Annotated in this window: 13 protein-coding genes; 6 read left to right on the top strand and 7 right to left on the bottom strand. The window is 74.1% G+C overall.

Annotation, left to right across the window (positions count from 1 at the left end; genetic code table 11):
• A complete protein-coding gene (panC, locus tag NQZ70_RS06210) occupies nucleotides 1-885 on the top strand; it encodes a pantoate--beta-alanine ligase (protein WP_129573394.1) in 885 nt (294 codons plus the stop codon).
• On the top strand, nucleotides 886-1,590 hold the full coding sequence (gene tmk, locus NQZ70_RS06205; protein WP_129573393.1) for a dTMP kinase: 705 nt from the start codon (nucleotides 886-888) through the stop codon (nucleotides 1,588-1,590).
• A gap of 109 nt (nucleotides 1,591-1,699) precedes the next feature.
• Here tmk and NQZ70_RS06200 read toward each other — a convergent pair whose 3' ends face one another.
• Nucleotides 1,700-3,265, bottom strand: coding sequence for a hypothetical protein (locus NQZ70_RS06200; protein ID WP_129573392.1), 1,566 nt, complete (start codon nucleotides 3,263-3,265; stop codon nucleotides 1,700-1,702).
• 419 nt (nucleotides 3,266-3,684) lie between these two features.
• On the opposite strand from NQZ70_RS06200, the gene NQZ70_RS06195 reads away from it, so the two are divergent.
• Nucleotides 3,685-4,818, top strand: coding sequence for a vWA domain-containing protein (locus NQZ70_RS06195; protein WP_165373811.1), 1,134 nt, complete (start codon nucleotides 3,685-3,687; stop codon nucleotides 4,816-4,818).
• A gap of 83 nt (nucleotides 4,819-4,901) precedes the next feature.
• On the opposite strand, the gene NQZ70_RS06190 is transcribed toward NQZ70_RS06195, so the two are convergent.
• A complete protein-coding gene (locus tag NQZ70_RS06190; protein WP_129573391.1) occupies nucleotides 4,902-6,062 on the bottom strand; it encodes a tetratricopeptide repeat protein in 1,161 nt (386 codons plus the stop codon).
• Between the two features lie 329 nt (nucleotides 6,063-6,391).
• Between NQZ70_RS06190 and NQZ70_RS06185 the strand changes: the two genes are divergently transcribed.
• A complete protein-coding gene (locus NQZ70_RS06185) occupies nucleotides 6,392-6,613 on the top strand; it encodes a YdcH family protein (protein WP_129573390.1) in 222 nt (73 codons plus the stop codon).
• A gap of 298 nt (nucleotides 6,614-6,911) precedes the next feature.
• Here the strand turns inward: NQZ70_RS06185 and NQZ70_RS06180 are convergent, their stop codons facing one another.
• The 5 genes from NQZ70_RS06180 to NQZ70_RS06160 all read right to left on the bottom strand — a co-directional run bounded on the left by NQZ70_RS06180 (nucleotide 6,912) and on the right by NQZ70_RS06160 (nucleotide 13,220).
• Nucleotides 6,912-7,415 (bottom strand): hypothetical protein, encoded by a 504-nt coding sequence (locus tag NQZ70_RS06180; protein WP_129573389.1) that lies wholly within the window; start codon nucleotides 7,413-7,415, stop codon nucleotides 6,912-6,914.
• A gap of 176 nt (nucleotides 7,416-7,591) precedes the next feature.
• Nucleotides 7,592-8,809 (bottom strand): serine/threonine-protein kinase, encoded by a 1,218-nt coding sequence (locus NQZ70_RS06175; protein ID WP_129573388.1) that lies wholly within the window; start codon nucleotides 8,807-8,809, stop codon nucleotides 7,592-7,594.
• A gap of 39 nt (nucleotides 8,810-8,848) precedes the next feature.
• On the bottom strand, nucleotides 8,849-10,264 hold the full coding sequence (locus NQZ70_RS06170) for a serine/threonine-protein kinase (protein ID WP_129573387.1): 1,416 nt from the start codon (nucleotides 10,262-10,264) through the stop codon (nucleotides 8,849-8,851).
• Between the two features lie 104 nt (nucleotides 10,265-10,368).
• The gene (locus NQZ70_RS06165; protein WP_129573386.1) at nucleotides 10,369-11,757 is read right to left on the bottom strand and encodes an SUMF1/EgtB/PvdO family nonheme iron enzyme; all 1,389 of its coding nucleotides are present in this window, start codon (nucleotides 11,755-11,757) and stop codon (nucleotides 10,369-10,371) included.
• Complete coding sequence (locus NQZ70_RS06160) at nucleotides 11,754-13,220, bottom strand: SUMF1/EgtB/PvdO family nonheme iron enzyme (RefSeq protein WP_129573385.1); 1,467 nt, start codon at nucleotides 13,218-13,220, stop codon at nucleotides 11,754-11,756. The genes NQZ70_RS06165 and NQZ70_RS06160 overlap by 4 nt, the downstream gene beginning before the upstream one ends.
• 179 nt (nucleotides 13,221-13,399) lie before the next feature.
• On the opposite strand from NQZ70_RS06160, the gene NQZ70_RS06155 reads away from it, so the two are divergent.
• Nucleotides 13,400-14,347 carry a hypothetical protein gene (locus NQZ70_RS06155; RefSeq protein WP_237245083.1) on the top strand — a complete coding sequence of 316 codons (948 nt, stop codon included), beginning with the start codon at nucleotides 13,400-13,402 and terminating at the stop codon, nucleotides 14,345-14,347.
• 59 nt (nucleotides 14,348-14,406) lie between these two features.
• Nucleotides 14,407-15,408: a PEGA domain-containing protein gene (locus tag NQZ70_RS06150; RefSeq protein ID WP_237245082.1), complete on the top strand. Its 1,002-nt coding sequence runs from the start codon at nucleotides 14,407-14,409 to the stop codon at nucleotides 15,406-15,408.
• Nucleotides 15,409-15,539 lie beyond the last annotated feature (131 nt).

Here is a 15,539-nt window from a genome sequence, read left to right as displayed (position 1 = left end):
ATGGATTTCTGGCGACATCCGGACGAGCTGAGGCGCGCTTGCGAGCGGGCGCGCGCGGCGGGGCGCCGCGTCGGCCTCGTTCCGACGATGGGCGCGCTCCACGCAGGCCACCTCGCGCTGATCGCGGAGGCGCGGCGGAGAGCGGACTTCGTCGCGGTGACCATCTTCGTCAACCCGACGCAGTTCGGCGCGGGCGAGGACCTCGCGCGCTACCCGCGGATGCTCGAGCGCGACCGCGCCACGTGCGCCGAGGCCGGCGCCGCCGGCGTGTTCGCGCCCGAGGTCGACGCGATGTACCCGCCCGGCGAGGAGACGCGCGTGCGCGTCGGCGCGACCGCGGCCCCGCTCTGCGGCGTCCACCGTCCCGGGCACTTCGAGGGCGTCGCCACCGTGGTCACGAAGCTGCTCGCGCTCGCCGGCCCCTGCGTCGCCGTCTTCGGCCGGAAGGACTACCAGCAGCTCCAGGTGATCCGGCGGCTCGTCGCCGACCTGTTCCTGCCCGTCGAGGTCGTCGGGGCGACGACGCTGCGCGAGCCCGACGGCCTCGCCATGTCGTCGCGCAACGCGTACCTCTCGCCCGAGCAGCGGAGCGCGGCGCGCGCCATCCCGCTCGCCCTGGCCGAGGCGTGCCGCGCCTTCGCCCGCGGCGAGCGGCGCCCCGCCGCGCTCCTCGGGCCGGCGCGCGCGCGCCTCGCGGCCGTCGCGACGAGCATCGATTACGTCGACCTCGCCGACCCGGAGTCCCTCGCGATCTGGAGCGAGGAGGCCGCGATCGGCGACCGGGCCCTGCTCGCGGTCGCCGTCCGCCTCGGGACGGCGCGCCTCATCGACAACGTCGTCCTCGGGGCGGACGCGCCGCCCGTCGCTGTCGAGGAGATCGGGTAGATGACGGCGAGGACGAGCGCCGAGCAGGAGGCCGCCGCCCCGTCCCCGCGCCCGGCCGGACACGCCGGCCGCGGCGTCTTCCTCGTCTTCGAGGGCATCGACGGCGCCGGGACGAGCACGCAGGCCGAGCGCTACGCGGCGCACCTCAGGGCCGCGCGGCGCCTCGTCCACGTCACCCGCGAGCCGAGCGCCGGGCCGGTGGGCGCGCTGCTCCGGCAGGTGCTGACCCACCGGATCTCGCTGCCCAGCGCCCGCCAGGCCGAGGTGATGGCGCTCCTCTTCTCGGCCGACCGCCTCGATCACCTCGGCGCCGAGGTCGAGCCGCTCCTCCGCGACGGGTACGTCGTGATCTCGGATCGCTACGACCTGTCGAGCCTCGCCTACCAGTCCACGACGGCCGCCGACGGCGGGGAGCCCGGGGATATTCTCGAATGGATCCGGACGCTGAACCGTTACGCGCGGCGGCCCGACGCCACGGTGGTGATCGACGTCGCGCCGGAGATCGCCGAGCAGCGGCGCCGCGGCCGCGGGGGGGCAGAGGAGCTGTTCGAGAAGACCGAGCTGCAGGCGCGGCTCGCGGAGGCCTACCGCCGGGCGGAGGAGCTCGTGCCGGGGGACCGCGTCATCCACGTCGACGGGGGCGGCACGGTCGAGGAGGTCTCCCGCGCGATCGCCGCCGCGCTCGCGCCGGTCGTGGAGCGGTGAATCGGGGCGGCGGCGCCTCGAGCCTCCGAGAGGAGCCGCGGAGCGCGCAGCGCCCCTGCGCCGCCGCGCGCCCTCCGCGCCTCGCTGGCCCGAGCCTCCGCGTCGCGCGCTACGGGCAAGCCGCGTTCGCGATCTCCACGTCGTCGATGTTCCAGCTCGACACGGTGTCGACGAAGGAGTCCCGCCCGATCTCGTAGCCGAACCGGATCCGCAGGCGCGCGCTCTTGTGGGGGGTCAGGTCGTAACGGATCTTCGTCCAGGCCGGGTCGCGGACGCCGGGGTAGGTCCCCGACTCGAAGAGCACCTTCCACCGGACGCCGTCGTAGACCTCGACCCGGTTCGTCATGTGGGGCGCCTCATCGCTGTTCAGGAAGCGCCAGAACGTCAGATACACGCCGCCCTCGACATCGGCGTTGATGACTGGGCTCGTCAGATAGAAATACGGATGAACGCCCGGAGGCGCGTTCCCTCCGATGACCACGCCGGCCACCCCGTTGTCCGGCGTCTCCGTATGATCGAGCGCCGGATCGGCGTGCCCGTAGGTCTGCCCGGTGGACGCCGCCGCCGCGCCGATCTGCCAGGTCGGACCGAGCTCCCACCCGGCCGCGTTGCTCTCGAACGTATCCCGGAAATAGACGGCCGGCGTCGCGGCGGCGCCGCCGCCCTGGCAGACGCCGGCAAGGCAGGACTCCCCCACGGTGCACCAGTCGCCGTCGACGCAGACGCCCCCGTCGGGGACCGAGCGCGCCGTGCACACCCCGGCGTCGCTGCAGACGCCGCGCGTGCAGCCGACCGTCCGTGAGGAGCACGACGCCCCCGGGGTAGGGATGGAAATACAGGCGCCGTGCTCGTCGCAGACGCCACGATTGCACTCGTCGGTCCCGGAGAGGCAGGCGCCGCCCGGCGCGATCGGCTCAGCATAGCAATTGCCAGAGCCCGGATCACAGGCGCCATCGTTGCACCCGACGCTCAGCGCGCTGCAGTCCTTGGGGACGCCCCCCTCGCAGCGGCCGCTCTGGCAGGTCTTGCCGACCATGCACAGGTCGCCGGAGTCCGCGCACGGCGCGCCCTCGTTCCCGGGGACCGCCTCGCACGCACCGGTGGCCGGGTTGCACTCGCCCACATGACAGGAGTCCGGCACTTGGAAGAAGAAGCAATCCCGCTGGGTCCCGACGCAGGCGCCGTCCGCGCACGCGGCGCTCAGCACGCAGCGATCTTCCGTCACGCACGACGCCCCGTCCTCCTTCGGCTCCACCCCGCAGCGGGGCTCGCCGCGCGCGTCGACGCACGTGACGACATGACAGCTGTCCGGCTCGATGCCGCAGTCCTCCTGCGCGCCGCCCTGACACACGCCGTCCGCGCACGCCTCGCCGACCGTGCAGGCGTCCCGGTCGTCGCACGGCTCCCCGCCCGCGCTGGGGACGAGCTCGCACTTGCGCGTCGCCTCGTTGCACACGGCCGCCATGCACTGCGGCGTCGGGACGAGCGAACAGTCGATCTCGCACGGAGCGCCGGCGCCGCCCCCGCTGCCCCCACCGCTCGCGCCGCTCGCGCCGCTCGCGCCCGGCGCGCCGCCGTCCCCCGCCGCGCCCGAGCTGCCAGCGGACGTCGCGGTCGAACAGCCGAGATCCGTCAGGGCGACAGCGGCAATTACCCATGGAATCCACCTAGTCATGTTCGCCTCTTTCCAGCAAGCGTGACGCACCTCGTGGGAATTACGCGTCCTTCGCGGCCGCGCAAGGAAACATGATGTTCCCGCGCGCGAGCACCCGGAACGGTCCTCGCGCGCCGCGCCGCGGCGCCGGCGGCCGCGCGGTGCACGGTGTGCGGTGTGCGGTGTCAAAGAGCACACGAGGCCTCTCGCGTCGCGAGGGGCCGTGAGGAGCCACGAAAACAAGACAGCGACGAGAGCAAAGACATCACGTCACCAAGGAGGCCCACAAACCGGAGAGCCCCTATCGCCCCTCGCTCGAGAGTTGCAGTATGCTGACGAGATCGTCTCGGAGCTCGCCCCCCTCGATAGACAGACCACTTCGCGCGTGGAGCCCTCGCGGCCGCGAGCCACGTCGCATCAATTTGAAGAGGAGCGCAGAGATGTCCTTCCGACGTCATTTGGTGTTTGCCCCTTTCCTCGTCGCCGCCGGGCTGGCCGCGCCGTCGGGCGGCTGCGCGGCCACCGAGGAGAGGAGGCCCGCGCGCGTCGACCCGCCGGAGGACGGCGGGGGCGGCGGAGGCGGCGCCTTCGGAGCGAGCGCCACGGGCGGAGGCGCGTCGCTCGGCGCGGGAGGGTTCGGCGCGACCGGCGAGGGCGGCTTCGACGAGGGCTCCTCCTGCGCCCAGACGAGCGCGGAGGCCGCGCTCATGCCGCTCGATATGCTCATTTTGCTCGATCGCTCCGGGAGCATGCTCGGCGCGAAATGGAGCGGCGTCACGAGCGCGCTCTCCACGTTCGTGAACGACGCCGCCTCCGCCGGGATGAACGTGGGGCTGACCTACTTCCCGCGCGGCAACAATGGAACGAACGACTGCGAGCACACGGTCTATGACGAGCTCGCGGTCGCCATCGGCGAGCTGCCGCTGCACACGCCGGAGATCTGCGCCTCCATCCAGCGCACCGCGCCGGGCGGGGGGACGCCCATGCGCCCGGCGCTCCAGGGGGTGCTCTCGAACGCGACCGCCTACAAGGACGCCAACCCGTCCCACAAGGTCATCGTCGTGCTCGCGACCGACGGCGATCCGTCCGGGTGCGCCGACAACACCGTCGCGAGCACCGCGGAGATCGCGCAGCGGGCGCTCAACTACAACGGCGTCCAGACGTACGTCATCGCCGTGGAGGGCTCGACCGTGTCCAACCTGGATCAGATCGCCGCCGCGGGCGGGACGGCGCGCGCGTTCGACGTCACCGCGGACGTCGCCGCGTTCTCGGCGAAGATGGCCGAGATCCGCGCGTCGGCGCTGCCCTGCGAGCTCCTCATCCCCGACCCGCCCGCGGGCGCGACGCTGGACACGAGCCGGGTCGCGGTGAAGTTCGCGACGGCGAGCGCCAGCGCGCTGGAGATCCCGAAGGCGGACGGCGAGGCCGACTGCGGCGCGGGGCCAGGGTGGTATTACGACGACGAGCTGCAACCGAAGAAGATCGTCCTCTGCCCCGCGTCCTGCAGGGCGGTGCAAGGCGAGGTGCAGGCGAAGCTCGACGTGCTCTTCGGGTGCGAGCCGAAGCTGAACTGAGCGCCTCGCGCCCGGCCGCCGCCCGCGCGGGGCCCAGGGCCGCCGCCCGCGCGGCGCTCAGGCCGCCGCCGCCCGCGCGGGGATCACGGCCGCCGCGGCGCCTCGGTCTTCAGGGCGTCGAGCGCGGCCAGGAGCTCGGCCTCGGTGAACGGGAGCCGCGCCAGGGCCGCCTGCTCGTCGGCGAGCGAAAGCTCGATCTCGCGCTGCGCGTCGCGGGCCCGGAGGACCCACGAAGGCGCCTCCCCGGTGCGATCGCCGAGGCGGACGGTGCCGGCCAGCATCTTCTGCCCCTTCTCCAGGAGCACGCGGTAGCGCAGGCGCATCGCCCCCTCGAAGAGCAGCTTCTTCCTCGGGGTGTCGGCGCTCGGCGGCGGCGGGACCTGCATCACGTCGCGGTGGAGCTCCTTGTAGAGCTGCCCGATGCGGTAGCCCGCCATCGCCGACCAGTGGGCGTCGAGGCTCCGCATGGCCTCGGTGTAGGCGCTCTGCGCGTCGAGCAGCCCCTGGCAGCGCCGCTCCAGCGCCTCGGCGAAGTCTGGCGGCGCCGGCACGAAGGTGATCGCCTCGCTCCGGCGCCGCCGCACCTCGCCGAGCGCGAAGCTCACCTGCGCGAGCTCGAGCGGCGGCTTGCCCGCCTCGCCCAGCCGGTGCGCCTCGATGAGATCGCGCGCGAGCCCGATCTGACGCGCCGCCGCCTCCACGAGATCCTGCTCCACGAGGCCGAGCGCGAGGGCGCCGCGCGCCTCGATCGCCTCGAGGACGCTCAGATCGCCGAGGCCGAGCAGGCGGCGCGCGACCTCGACGAGCTCGGGCCACCGCTCGAGGGCGGCCGCCGCGCGCGCGAGCCGGAAGAGGGCGCCGCGCGCGACCGCGTGGTCCGGGAAGCGCCGCGCGACCTCGCGGTAGCGCTCGGCCGCGAGCGCGCGATCGCCGAGCGCCTCGTGCGCGAGCCCGGCGTTGAACAGGCTGGGCGGCGCGACCTCGCCGTCCGGCGCGAGGCGGACCAGCCGATCGAACAGGGGCGCCGCCTCGCGCGCCTTGTCGGCCAGGAGCAGCGCGCGCGCCCGCTCGAACTCCGCCGCGAGCTCCGCGTCCGAGTAGGGCGAGACGACGACCGGCGCGAGCTCGACCGGCGCGCGCGCCGAGGCCGCCTGCGGGGAGCGCGCGGTGGCCCCGGAGGTGCATCCGACCGAGGCGATCACAGCGGTCAGGACGGCGAGCGGGGCGATGCGGGGAAGCGACATGGCCCGGGAAGAATAGCCCCACGGTCGAGGTTGTCCCTCTCGCGCGGACGGAGATGCCAGCCTGGCCGTCCGGAACGAAGGTGTACCGCTGTGCGCCTGTAGGGCAAACCCTGGTTTCAGCTGCTGTTCCGGGATGTTACAGAGGGTACCCCCCGACAAAAAGCCTGCATCGAGCCGCCATGATGCGGTAATCTCGCTTCGTTCAACAGGCCGCTGTTCGCTCATAGCTCGCGGCGGCGATCTCCTCTCCAGCGACGATCGGAACGAGGGCTTCTGTTGTGGGCTCTCGAAGGCATCACGGCCCTCTTGTGGGCCTTGGAGGTGGGTACATGAAGCATCAGATCATCTCTCCTCGCGCGATGACGGCAGTCGGCCCGGAGCAGCGGCTGAGCATGGCGGAAGCGCGTCATCGCGAGCTCGACTCGCGGCTCAGGCAGCTGGGTCGACGGGCCTTCTTAACACCGGGGGAGAGGATGGAGGCAGCCCAGCTCAAGAAACACAAGCTCGCCGCGAAGGACGAGATCGAATCGCTGCGCCGGCGGATGTCGTAGCGCGACCCGGCTGACCAGCGATCCCACAGCGCCGCGCACGGCGCCCCGCCCCACGTCTCCTCTCGCAGCTCCTGTCCAGGCCATCCAGCGCGCCCACACGGTGGGACGCTCGCACGAAGCGCACGACGAGCGCGCGGTGCAGTGCCGGTGCGCGGAACGATGCGGGCGCGCGGAACGACGCGGGCGCGCGGAACGACGCGGGCGCGCGGAACGACGCGGGCGCGCGGAACGACGCGGGCGCACGGCGCCGGCGACGCGCGGGGGGCGTGCGAGCACCGCGGACGCGGGCGCGCTGCGGTCAGAGCGTGGGCGCCGGAGGCTCCGACGCATCGGCGGGCGATGCAGGAGCAGCGTCGGGCTGCGGCGCGGCGCCGCCCTCCGGCAGCGCCTCGGCGCCGCCGTACACGTCGCGGTTGAGATCCGCGAGCGTCTCGGTGAGCCGGCCCTTCTGCTCGCTCGTGATGCCGCCGGGGGTCTGCTTCTCGATCGCCGCGGCGAGCCCGAGCCAGTGGCGCGCGTTGTCGCGGTAGCCCTTGCGCGGATCGGCGACACCGGTGCCCTGCGGCGCAAGATCGGCCAGGCGGTAGTCCGTCATGCCCCGGAGGTAGGCGTACTGCGCCCGCTCCGGGACCGAGAACGAGTCCATGTCGTGCTCGAGCACGCGGAACAGCGCCAGCGCCTGCTCGAACCGGTTCGCCTCGTAGTGGCTGCGGGCACGATCGAGATCTTGCGTGTAGGTCGCGCAACCCGGCGCGAGGGCGAACGACGAGAGGAGAAGGACGCACGAGACCAGGCGGCGCATGCGCGGAGGGTATCTCTCGCGTCGCGGCGCGATCAAGCGGGAAGGCAGCGCACCGCGCGACGCGGCGACGGCGGCCGCGATCGGGGCGGGGCGTCGAGGCTCCGCGCCCGGCGGTCGGGGGCGCGCCGCGAGGCCGGCGGCGCCACGCTGGCGCGCCGCGAGGCCGGCGGCGCCGCTCACCGCAGGAGGGTCGCCGCGAGCACGCCGCCCACCGCGAGGAGCGCGATCCCCAGCACGACGACCGCCCAGATCAGGCCGCGCACCGCCGGCGCCGCCGCCGCGACCGCGCCAGGCGCCGCCGCCGGACCCGCCGGGGCGCGCGGCGCGGCGGCGGCCGGCGGCGCGACGGCCGGCGGCGTCACGGCGGCGACCGCCAGCGTCGCGGCCGCGGCCGGCAGCGTCGCGGCGGCCGGCGGGGGTGCGCCGCTCGGGGCCAGGGCCACGGTGTCGGCCGTGTCCCACGCCCCGGCCCGGGAGCCCGCGGCCGACGGCGACCGCGCGCCCGGGAGGCCCGCCGAGGGGCCGCGCTCCATCGAGTCGGCCGTGCCCGACGCCACCATGAACGCCTCCGCGAGCTCCCTGGCCGAGGCGAAGCGCGCGTCCGGATCGACGGCGAGCGCCTTGCGCATCCAGGCCTCGACCTCCGCGGGGACGCGCGCGGAAGGCGCCGCCGCCGACAGCGCGGGCGCAGGCGTCCCCAGGATCTTCGCGATGAGCGGGCCGAGCGCCGGGGCCGTGAAGGGGCGCTGGCCGGTGAGGCACTCGAAGACCACGATTCCCAGGGACCACAGGTCAGACCGGTAATCGACGCTCTTCAGGCCTTTCGCCTGCTCCGGGCTCATGTAGTAAGGCGTCCCGAGGAGCGCGCCCGTGCGCGTGGGATCCACCCCCGCCATGGAGAGCGCGTCCGTCGCCTTCGCCACCCCGAAATCGAGGATCTTGACGATCTCGCCGTCATCCTCGCGCGCCATGAAGATGTTCTCGGGCTTGATGTCGCGGTGCACGAGCCCGGCCTCGTGGGCGCGCGCGAGGGCGCGGCACACGTGAGATACGACCTTCGCCGTCTCCGCCAGCGTGATCCGCCCGCGCGCGGAGAGCCGGTCGCGCAGGGTCTCGCCCGCGAGGCACTCCATCGCGATGTACGGCAATCCATCGTCGGTCAGGCCGTGGTCGAGCACCTTGACCACGTGGGCGCTGCGGATCCGCGCCGCGAGCTGCGCTTCGCGATCGAAGCGCGCGCGGGCGCCCGCGTTCTTGGCGGCCTCGACGTCGATGAGCTTGATGGCCACCGGCGTGCGGAGCGACAGGTGCTCTGCCAGCCACACCGAGCCCATTCCGCCCTTGCCGAGGAGCCGGGCAAGGCGATACTTCCCGGCGATACACTGACCTTCCATGGCGTGCGCTCACGGTAACGCGGAGCGCGCCGGTCGTCATCAGTACGGGAGTTGGTCGACGATCCCCCTCGCCGGCTGGCTCGGCGCCGGGGGCGTCACAGGCGGCGTCGCCGAGGGCGCCGGCGCCTTCGCCGTCGCCGTACCGGAGGGCGCCTTGGGCGGAGGCCGCCGCGCAGGAGGCACGGCGGACGCCGCGGCGGCCTCCGCCGCGCGATCGTCTCGGGCGAGGGCGGCCGGGGCCGCCGCGCTCGGCGCGGAGGACGGAAGGGGCGCCGGGCCGGACGCGCGCGCGCCCTCCGCTGCGGCCGTCGAGGAGACCAAAGGGGCGGGCGCGCCCTCCGCTGCGGCCGACGTGGAGACCAATGGGGCGGGCGCGTCCGCCGGAGGGCGACGGAGCGCCGCGAACGCCGCGACGCCGATCGCCGCGAGGAGCGCGGCGCCTGCGCACGCCCGCTTCAGCGACCTCGCGGGGCCGCCTCGATCCGTGACGGCGGCGGGCGCGGCGGAGCGCGGGGGCGCGATCAGCGGCGCGAGCGCGTCGACCACCTTGCCGCCCGCGAGCGCGCCCGGCGACGCCGGGTCGGCGTGGCGGCCGAGGACCTCGATGAGGGGCCCGAGATCGTCGAGCCGATCCTCGCGCCGCTTCTGCAGGCAGCGATCGAGCACGTCGGCGACGTCCGCGGGCAGGTCGGGGACGGCCGAGCGGATCGACGGCACGTCGCGCTGCAGGAACGCCGTGTACATCTCGCCGAGGGTCTCGAACTCGAGCGGCCTCCGGCCGGTGAGCGCCTCGAAGAGGATGACGCCCATGGCCCAGATGTCCGCCCGATGATCGATGTCCTTCTCGCTCATCGCCTGTTCGAAGGACATGTAGTGCGGCGTCCCGAGGATCGAGCCAGTGCTCGTGTTGGCTCCCTGGGTCTCCGAGCTGATGGAGGTCGGGTCGAGCACCTTGGCGATCCCGAAGTCGAGCACCTTGGGCACGCACCCGCCGGCCGGGGGCTCGGAGAGGAAGATGTTGTCCGGCTTGAGATCGCGGTGCACGATCCCCTTGTCGTGCGCGGCGCGGAGCGCGGCGGCGACCGGCGAGAGGAGCCGCGCCGCCTCGTGGAGGTGCAGGGCGCCCCTCTGCCTGCGCAGCCCGGAGAGCGGCTCGCCGCGGAGCAGCTCCATGACCATCACGGGCGTGTGATCGTCGCCCTCGAAGACGTCGAGCACCTCGATCACGTTCGGGTGCTGGATCGCGGTCGCCGCCTTGGCCTCGCGGAGGAAGCGCCGAGTCTGCGCGGCGTCGGCGACGCCGCGGACCACCTTGAGCGCCACGTCGCGCCCGGTGCCGAGGTTCTTGGCCGCGTACACCTCGCCCATCCCCCCGCGGCCGATGAGGCGCTCGATCCGGAAGCGCCCGGCGACGACCTTGCCGGCCGGGAAGGAGCCCTGGAGATCGTCCGACACGAGCGCAGCGTACCGTGGTTCCCGGCCGGACCCAATCCTCGGCGGCGCGGTCACATCGGTCACATCGGTCACATCGGTCACATCGGTCACATCGGTCACATCGGTCACATGGATTGCGCGCACCGGAAGCCGGTGGCCTGATTGAACGTCGACGGCCCGTCATGGCTGCGCGCGGTCGCCTGCGCCGAGAGCTTGTATCCCGCCCAGGAGCTCCCGCGATAGGAGAAGGCCTGCGCCGCGCCGGGGGCCGGCGCGCGGCACACCGGATCGACGAGGAGCGCTCCGCCCGGCTGCCAGCACGGCGCCGTGTAGGGAGCGAAGGTGTCGGCCACCCACTCGGACATGCTGCCCGCGAGGTTCCGGACGCCGAGGGCGGTCACGTCGCCCGGCGCGCCTCCGGCGACAGGCCCCCAGAGCATCGTCCCGCCGAGCGGGCGACAGCCGGCGTTCTCGAACACGCCCGCGTCGGCTTCCACGGGGTGCCGGCCCCTGCCGAGCAGCGCCGTCGCGCAGAGATCGCCGGCGTTGCCCCACGGATAGGCGGTCTCGTCGGCGAGGTTGCCGGCCGCAAACTCCCATTCGGCCTCGGTCGGGAGCCGCTTCCCCAGCGCGGAACAGACCTCCTCCGCCTGCGCGTGCGTGACGCAGTTGACCGGCAAGGCGTCGCTGTCGCGGTCGTCGGCGCCGAGATACGTGCACGCGCCCCGGCCGGACCCCGGCGCGTCGAGGTCCCGGACGCCGGGCTCGGACCGGAGCTGCCCTGTCGCCGCGAGCTCCCGCACCGCGCCCACGGTCACCTCGTCCACGTCGATGGCGAAGGCGCCGAGCCGCACGAGGTGCTCGGGCTGGCTCAGCTCGTCGAAGTCGACGGCGAAGCCCGGCCGGGGCGCGCCGAGCAGGAAGACCCCCCCGGGCACGCAGACCATGCCGGCGGGCGCCGGCCCCGCGCAGGGCACCGGGGCCGCGCCCGGCCAGGAGCCGGGCCGGGGCTGGGGCTCGACGTCGGAGAGCAGCGGGAGCACCGGCTCCGGCGCGAGCGCGCCCGTCTCCGGGTCGCAGGTCGCGCCCTCCCCGGGGGCGCTCGGGACGCCGAAGCAGCGCATGGACAGGTCGAGGGCCACGCGCGTCTCGCCCTCGAGCAGCGGCGGAAGCACGGCGACCGCATCGATCAGCGCGGCGGCGTCGGGCAGGCCGTCCGGGCCCGCCTGCTCGGCCCGGTAGAGCCGCGCGCGGACCCGCACGGCGGCGCCTTCGCCCCGCGGGACCACGCCGAAGCTGACCGGGAGGCTGTCCGGCCCGTCCACCCCGATGAGCCGCATGCACCCGGTGCAGCTCGCGTCGGTGCCCATCACCTCGAGCAGCAGGTGATCGCCGAACCGGGGCACCGGCGCGTCCGTCGAGACGCTGACGAGCCACTGGCGAGGCTCGGCTCCGCACCCGGAGAGCAGGAGCCCCGCGGCCGCGAGCGCCCCCAGGGAGCGCCGGGCCGTCACGGCGCCCCTCCCGCGTAAACGCACCGGAAGCCGTGCAGCGCGTCCAGCACATCGCCCCTCCGGAACGCAGCGCGGGTGTTCGCGGGGCCGCTGGCCCAGTCTCCCCCGCGGGCGGCGCGCGATCGGGTGGTGTCGTCGTCGCACCGGGGATCGACGAAGATCCCGGGAGCGCCCCAGCAGCCCTCTCCGTAAGGAACCAGCCTGTCGGCGCACAGCTCGCTCAGGTTCCCGCCGAGATCGAGGACGCCATCCCTGGACGCGTCGCCGAGGCCGCCGCACGCCGCCGACGGCGGATGGGCGCCGACCTCCTCCGGCCCCGTCCCGCCGGGGCACAGCGTCCCGCGCCCAGCGCTCGCCGTGCAGCACGCGGGCGACGCGTCGCCCCAGGGATAGACGCGCCCCTGGCCTCGACCTCGCGCCGCGTGCTCCCACTGCGCCTCGGTCGGCAGATCGCCGCCGCTCGCCCTGCACGCCTCGCGCGCCAGCTTCCACGAGAGGCAGTTGAGGGGGTGATCGTCGTTCGCGCCGTCCGCGGCGCCGAGCCAGCGGCAGCCCGCGAGCGCGTCCCTGTCCGGATCGGGCCCGCTGGGGAGCTCGCCCGCCGCGCCGAGGAGGCCCTCGTTCAGCAGATCGCGGAAGCGGCCGACCGTGAACTCCGTTCGATCCATGAAGAAGGGGCTCACGTAGACCGGCCGCGGGGGCGCGGCGGCGGCGTCGCTCTGCTCGTCGATGGCGGCGAGCTCGGCCTGGCCGAGGAAGCTGAGCCCGCCCGGGATGCAGACGGCGTCGGCGCCCGGCGGCGGCGCGGCCCCGCAGGGCACCTCGCGCGCGCGGGGCCACGTGCCGGCCCGCGTCGCGGGCGCCCCCGTCTCCGGACCGACGAGGACTCCCTCGGCGGGGGCGGCCGCGCGCCGGGGGCCGTCGAGGCACGTGCGCGGCGGATCGCGCAGCGACACGGGCACGCCGAGGCAGTCGGCCGAGAGCAAGAGCTCGACCGTCTCCACGCCGGACGAGGGGAGCGCGACCTCGAGCAGCCGATCGATCGCGGCCTCGGGCGGAGGATCGATGGTCGAAAACGCCCTGCCCTCGACAGCGTCCTTGCCTCTCGTCGCGACGGCGCCGCGGAACGCCCGGACGCGCAGGCGGAGCACGGCGCCGCCCGCCTCGGGCGTGGCCACCCCGAAGGAGAACGGCCAGGAGGAAGGATCCGGCAACACGAAGTTGGCCGTACAGTCGACGTCGTCGATGCAGCTCGGGCGCCACGCGTCGTCGAACCTGTCGATACGCACCGTATCGACGACCGCCTCCGGAGAGATCGACGGATCGGCGAGGAGCTGCGCGGCGACCGGGGCGTCGGTGTCCACGACGACGAGGAGCTGCGGTCGCTCTCGCCCGCCGCAGGAGCCCGAGTGCACAGCCATGCTGAGCACGGCGAGGCTCGAGAGCGCGCGCCTCGGTTCCACCACGTTCCGCCTTTCTCGTTGCCGTTCGACCGGCGCCAGGGGTAGCATCACTGTTATCATCCAGGGAAGGCGGAGCCAAGCACGATCGAAGGAAGATCCAAGTCCGAAGCACGAAGATCGATTGCCGCTCTCGCCGACCGACGAACGCCAAACGCTGCTACCGCTCGCGAGGAGATTGTATGTCGTGGGTAACCCGGCCCGTGCTCGCCGTGCTCTCTGTGTCGCTCGCGGCGGCGCTCTCCCCGGCGTGTGACGGGGGTCCCCTGCCCGCGAGCTCGGGGACGGCGTCGAGCACGGCATCGGGGACCGGCGGAGGCGCCGGCGCCGGCGGAGGCGAGGTCACCTACCGGACGAGCGCGTGCGGCGCGTGCGTCGTGGAGACAGCGTGCGTGTCCCAGGTGAACGCCTGCGCGGCCGACCCGGGCTGCGCCGCCTACCTCGACTGCCTCGACGCGTGCCCGCTCGGCCCGAGCGGGGATGCGGACGTCGCGTGCGAGAGGGCATGTCCGCCCGTCTCCGGCTCCGCTGGCCAGAGCGCGCAGCAGGCCTTCATGGACTGCCGCGCCTCGGGTCCGGGCGCGCGGTGCGCCGGCTGCGGTCAGGTCCCCGCCGCGACCGACCCGGACTTCAACCAGACGTGCCCGCCGTCGATGGAAGAGAACGAGTGTTACAAGTGCGAAGACGAGCGCTGCTGCGAGACCTACCAGGCGTGCAGAGACGACCAGGACTGCCAGGATCTCGTCGCGTGCATCAAGGCCTGTCCAGGCGGCGCGGACTACCCGCCCTGTGAGGGCCAGTGCTACCAGGATCACGCCGCCGGCTACGAGCGCTACGGTCACCGGGTCGCCTGCATGGAACACTTCTGCTTCGACGACGACGCCTGCGGCGAGGAGCCGCTGCACCCTTGTGTCGAGTGCCAGATCCTGCGCTGCGCCGACGAGATGGCGGCTTGCCATCACGATCTCCAGTGCGCGCTGCTGGAGAGCTGCCAGGTCCAGTGCGAAACCGGGGACCAGGCCTGCCTCACGGCGTGCGAGGAGGCGTTCCCGACCGCGGTGGAGACGCACAACGCTCGCCTCGGCTGCGCGCTCGCGCACTGCTTGTCAGCCTGCGGCGGGACCGAATGACGGGGCCGTCGGCGAGGAGAGGCGCCCTGCGGACGCGGTGGCTCCTGGGTGGCCTTGTCGTGGCGGGATTGGCGCTTTCGGCCGAGGGGCGCGCGAGCGCCGAGGAGCCGAGCGGGCCCGCGGCTCCGGCGGAGGCGCCGGCGGCCGACGAGCGCACCGCGCGCGGCAGGGCGGCGTTCCTGCTCGGCGTGCAGCGCTCGAAGGACGCGCAGTGGGGCGAGGCGCTCGCCGCCTTCGAGGAGGCGGCGGCGGCGCGGGACGCGCCGATCGTCCAGTACAACATCGGCTTCTGCGAGCGCGCGCTGGGCCGCTACGTCGCGGCGCGCCGCACCTTCCGCCGCGTGCTCGCGAGCGCGGACGGCCTCGCACCCGCGCAGATCGACGACGCCAGGGCGTTCGTCGCCGAGCTGGACCAGCTCGTCGTCCGCGTGGCGGTGACGCTGGATCCCGCGGGGACGCCGCTGACCGTGGACGGGCGCCCCCTCCGCCTGGACGACGGCGACGGGACCCGGGTCTTCGTCGCGCTCCCGGCGCCGGCCGGGCGCGCGGAGGCGCCGGCGGAGAAGGCCTTCACGGTGGAGCTCGATCCCGGCGTCCACCTCTTCCGGGCGGCGCGGCCGGGGCGCCAGGATGCGTTCGTCCAGAAGACCTACCGGCCCGGGGAGCAGGCCACGCTCGACCTCCGGTTGGACCTGCTCCCTGCGCGGGTCGCGGTGCGCGCCGAGCCGGCGCAGGCGCTCGTCCGCGTGGACGGCCGCGAGGCCGGGCTCGCGCCCATCGACATCGAGCGGCCGCCGGGGAAGTACCGGATCGAGGTGGTGCGCGACGGGTTCGAGACGTACGCGGCGACGCTCGATCTGCACGCGGGGCAGCGGGCGGATCTGACGGCCAAGCTGGTCCCGGTGCGGCAATCGGTGCTGAAGACGTGGTGGTTCTGGACGGGCGCGGCGGCCGTGCTGGCGGGCGGCGCGGCGCTGACGTACGCGCTGACGCGACCGCCGCCGCCCTACGACGGGGGGAGCCTGAACTGGGTCGCGGAGCCGACGGCGATCCGGTGGTGAAGGAGGCGGCGGTCAGGGGCGACGACGAAGGCGGAAGCCGAACTAAAGCCCAACAATTTTCTACACTTATCCCTCATCGCGAGCTCTCTCCGGGCCGTGCGATCAGGCCCTGAGGGACGTCGCCCCCGCCC

Source organism: Sorangium sp. So ce836, assembly GCF_028553905.1.
Lineage (GTDB): Bacteria > Myxococcota_A > Polyangia > Polyangiales > Polyangiaceae > Sorangium > Sorangium cellulosum_D.
The sequence above is the reverse complement of the archived record's forward strand: the minus strand, read 5'-3'. Positions and strand labels throughout refer to the sequence as shown.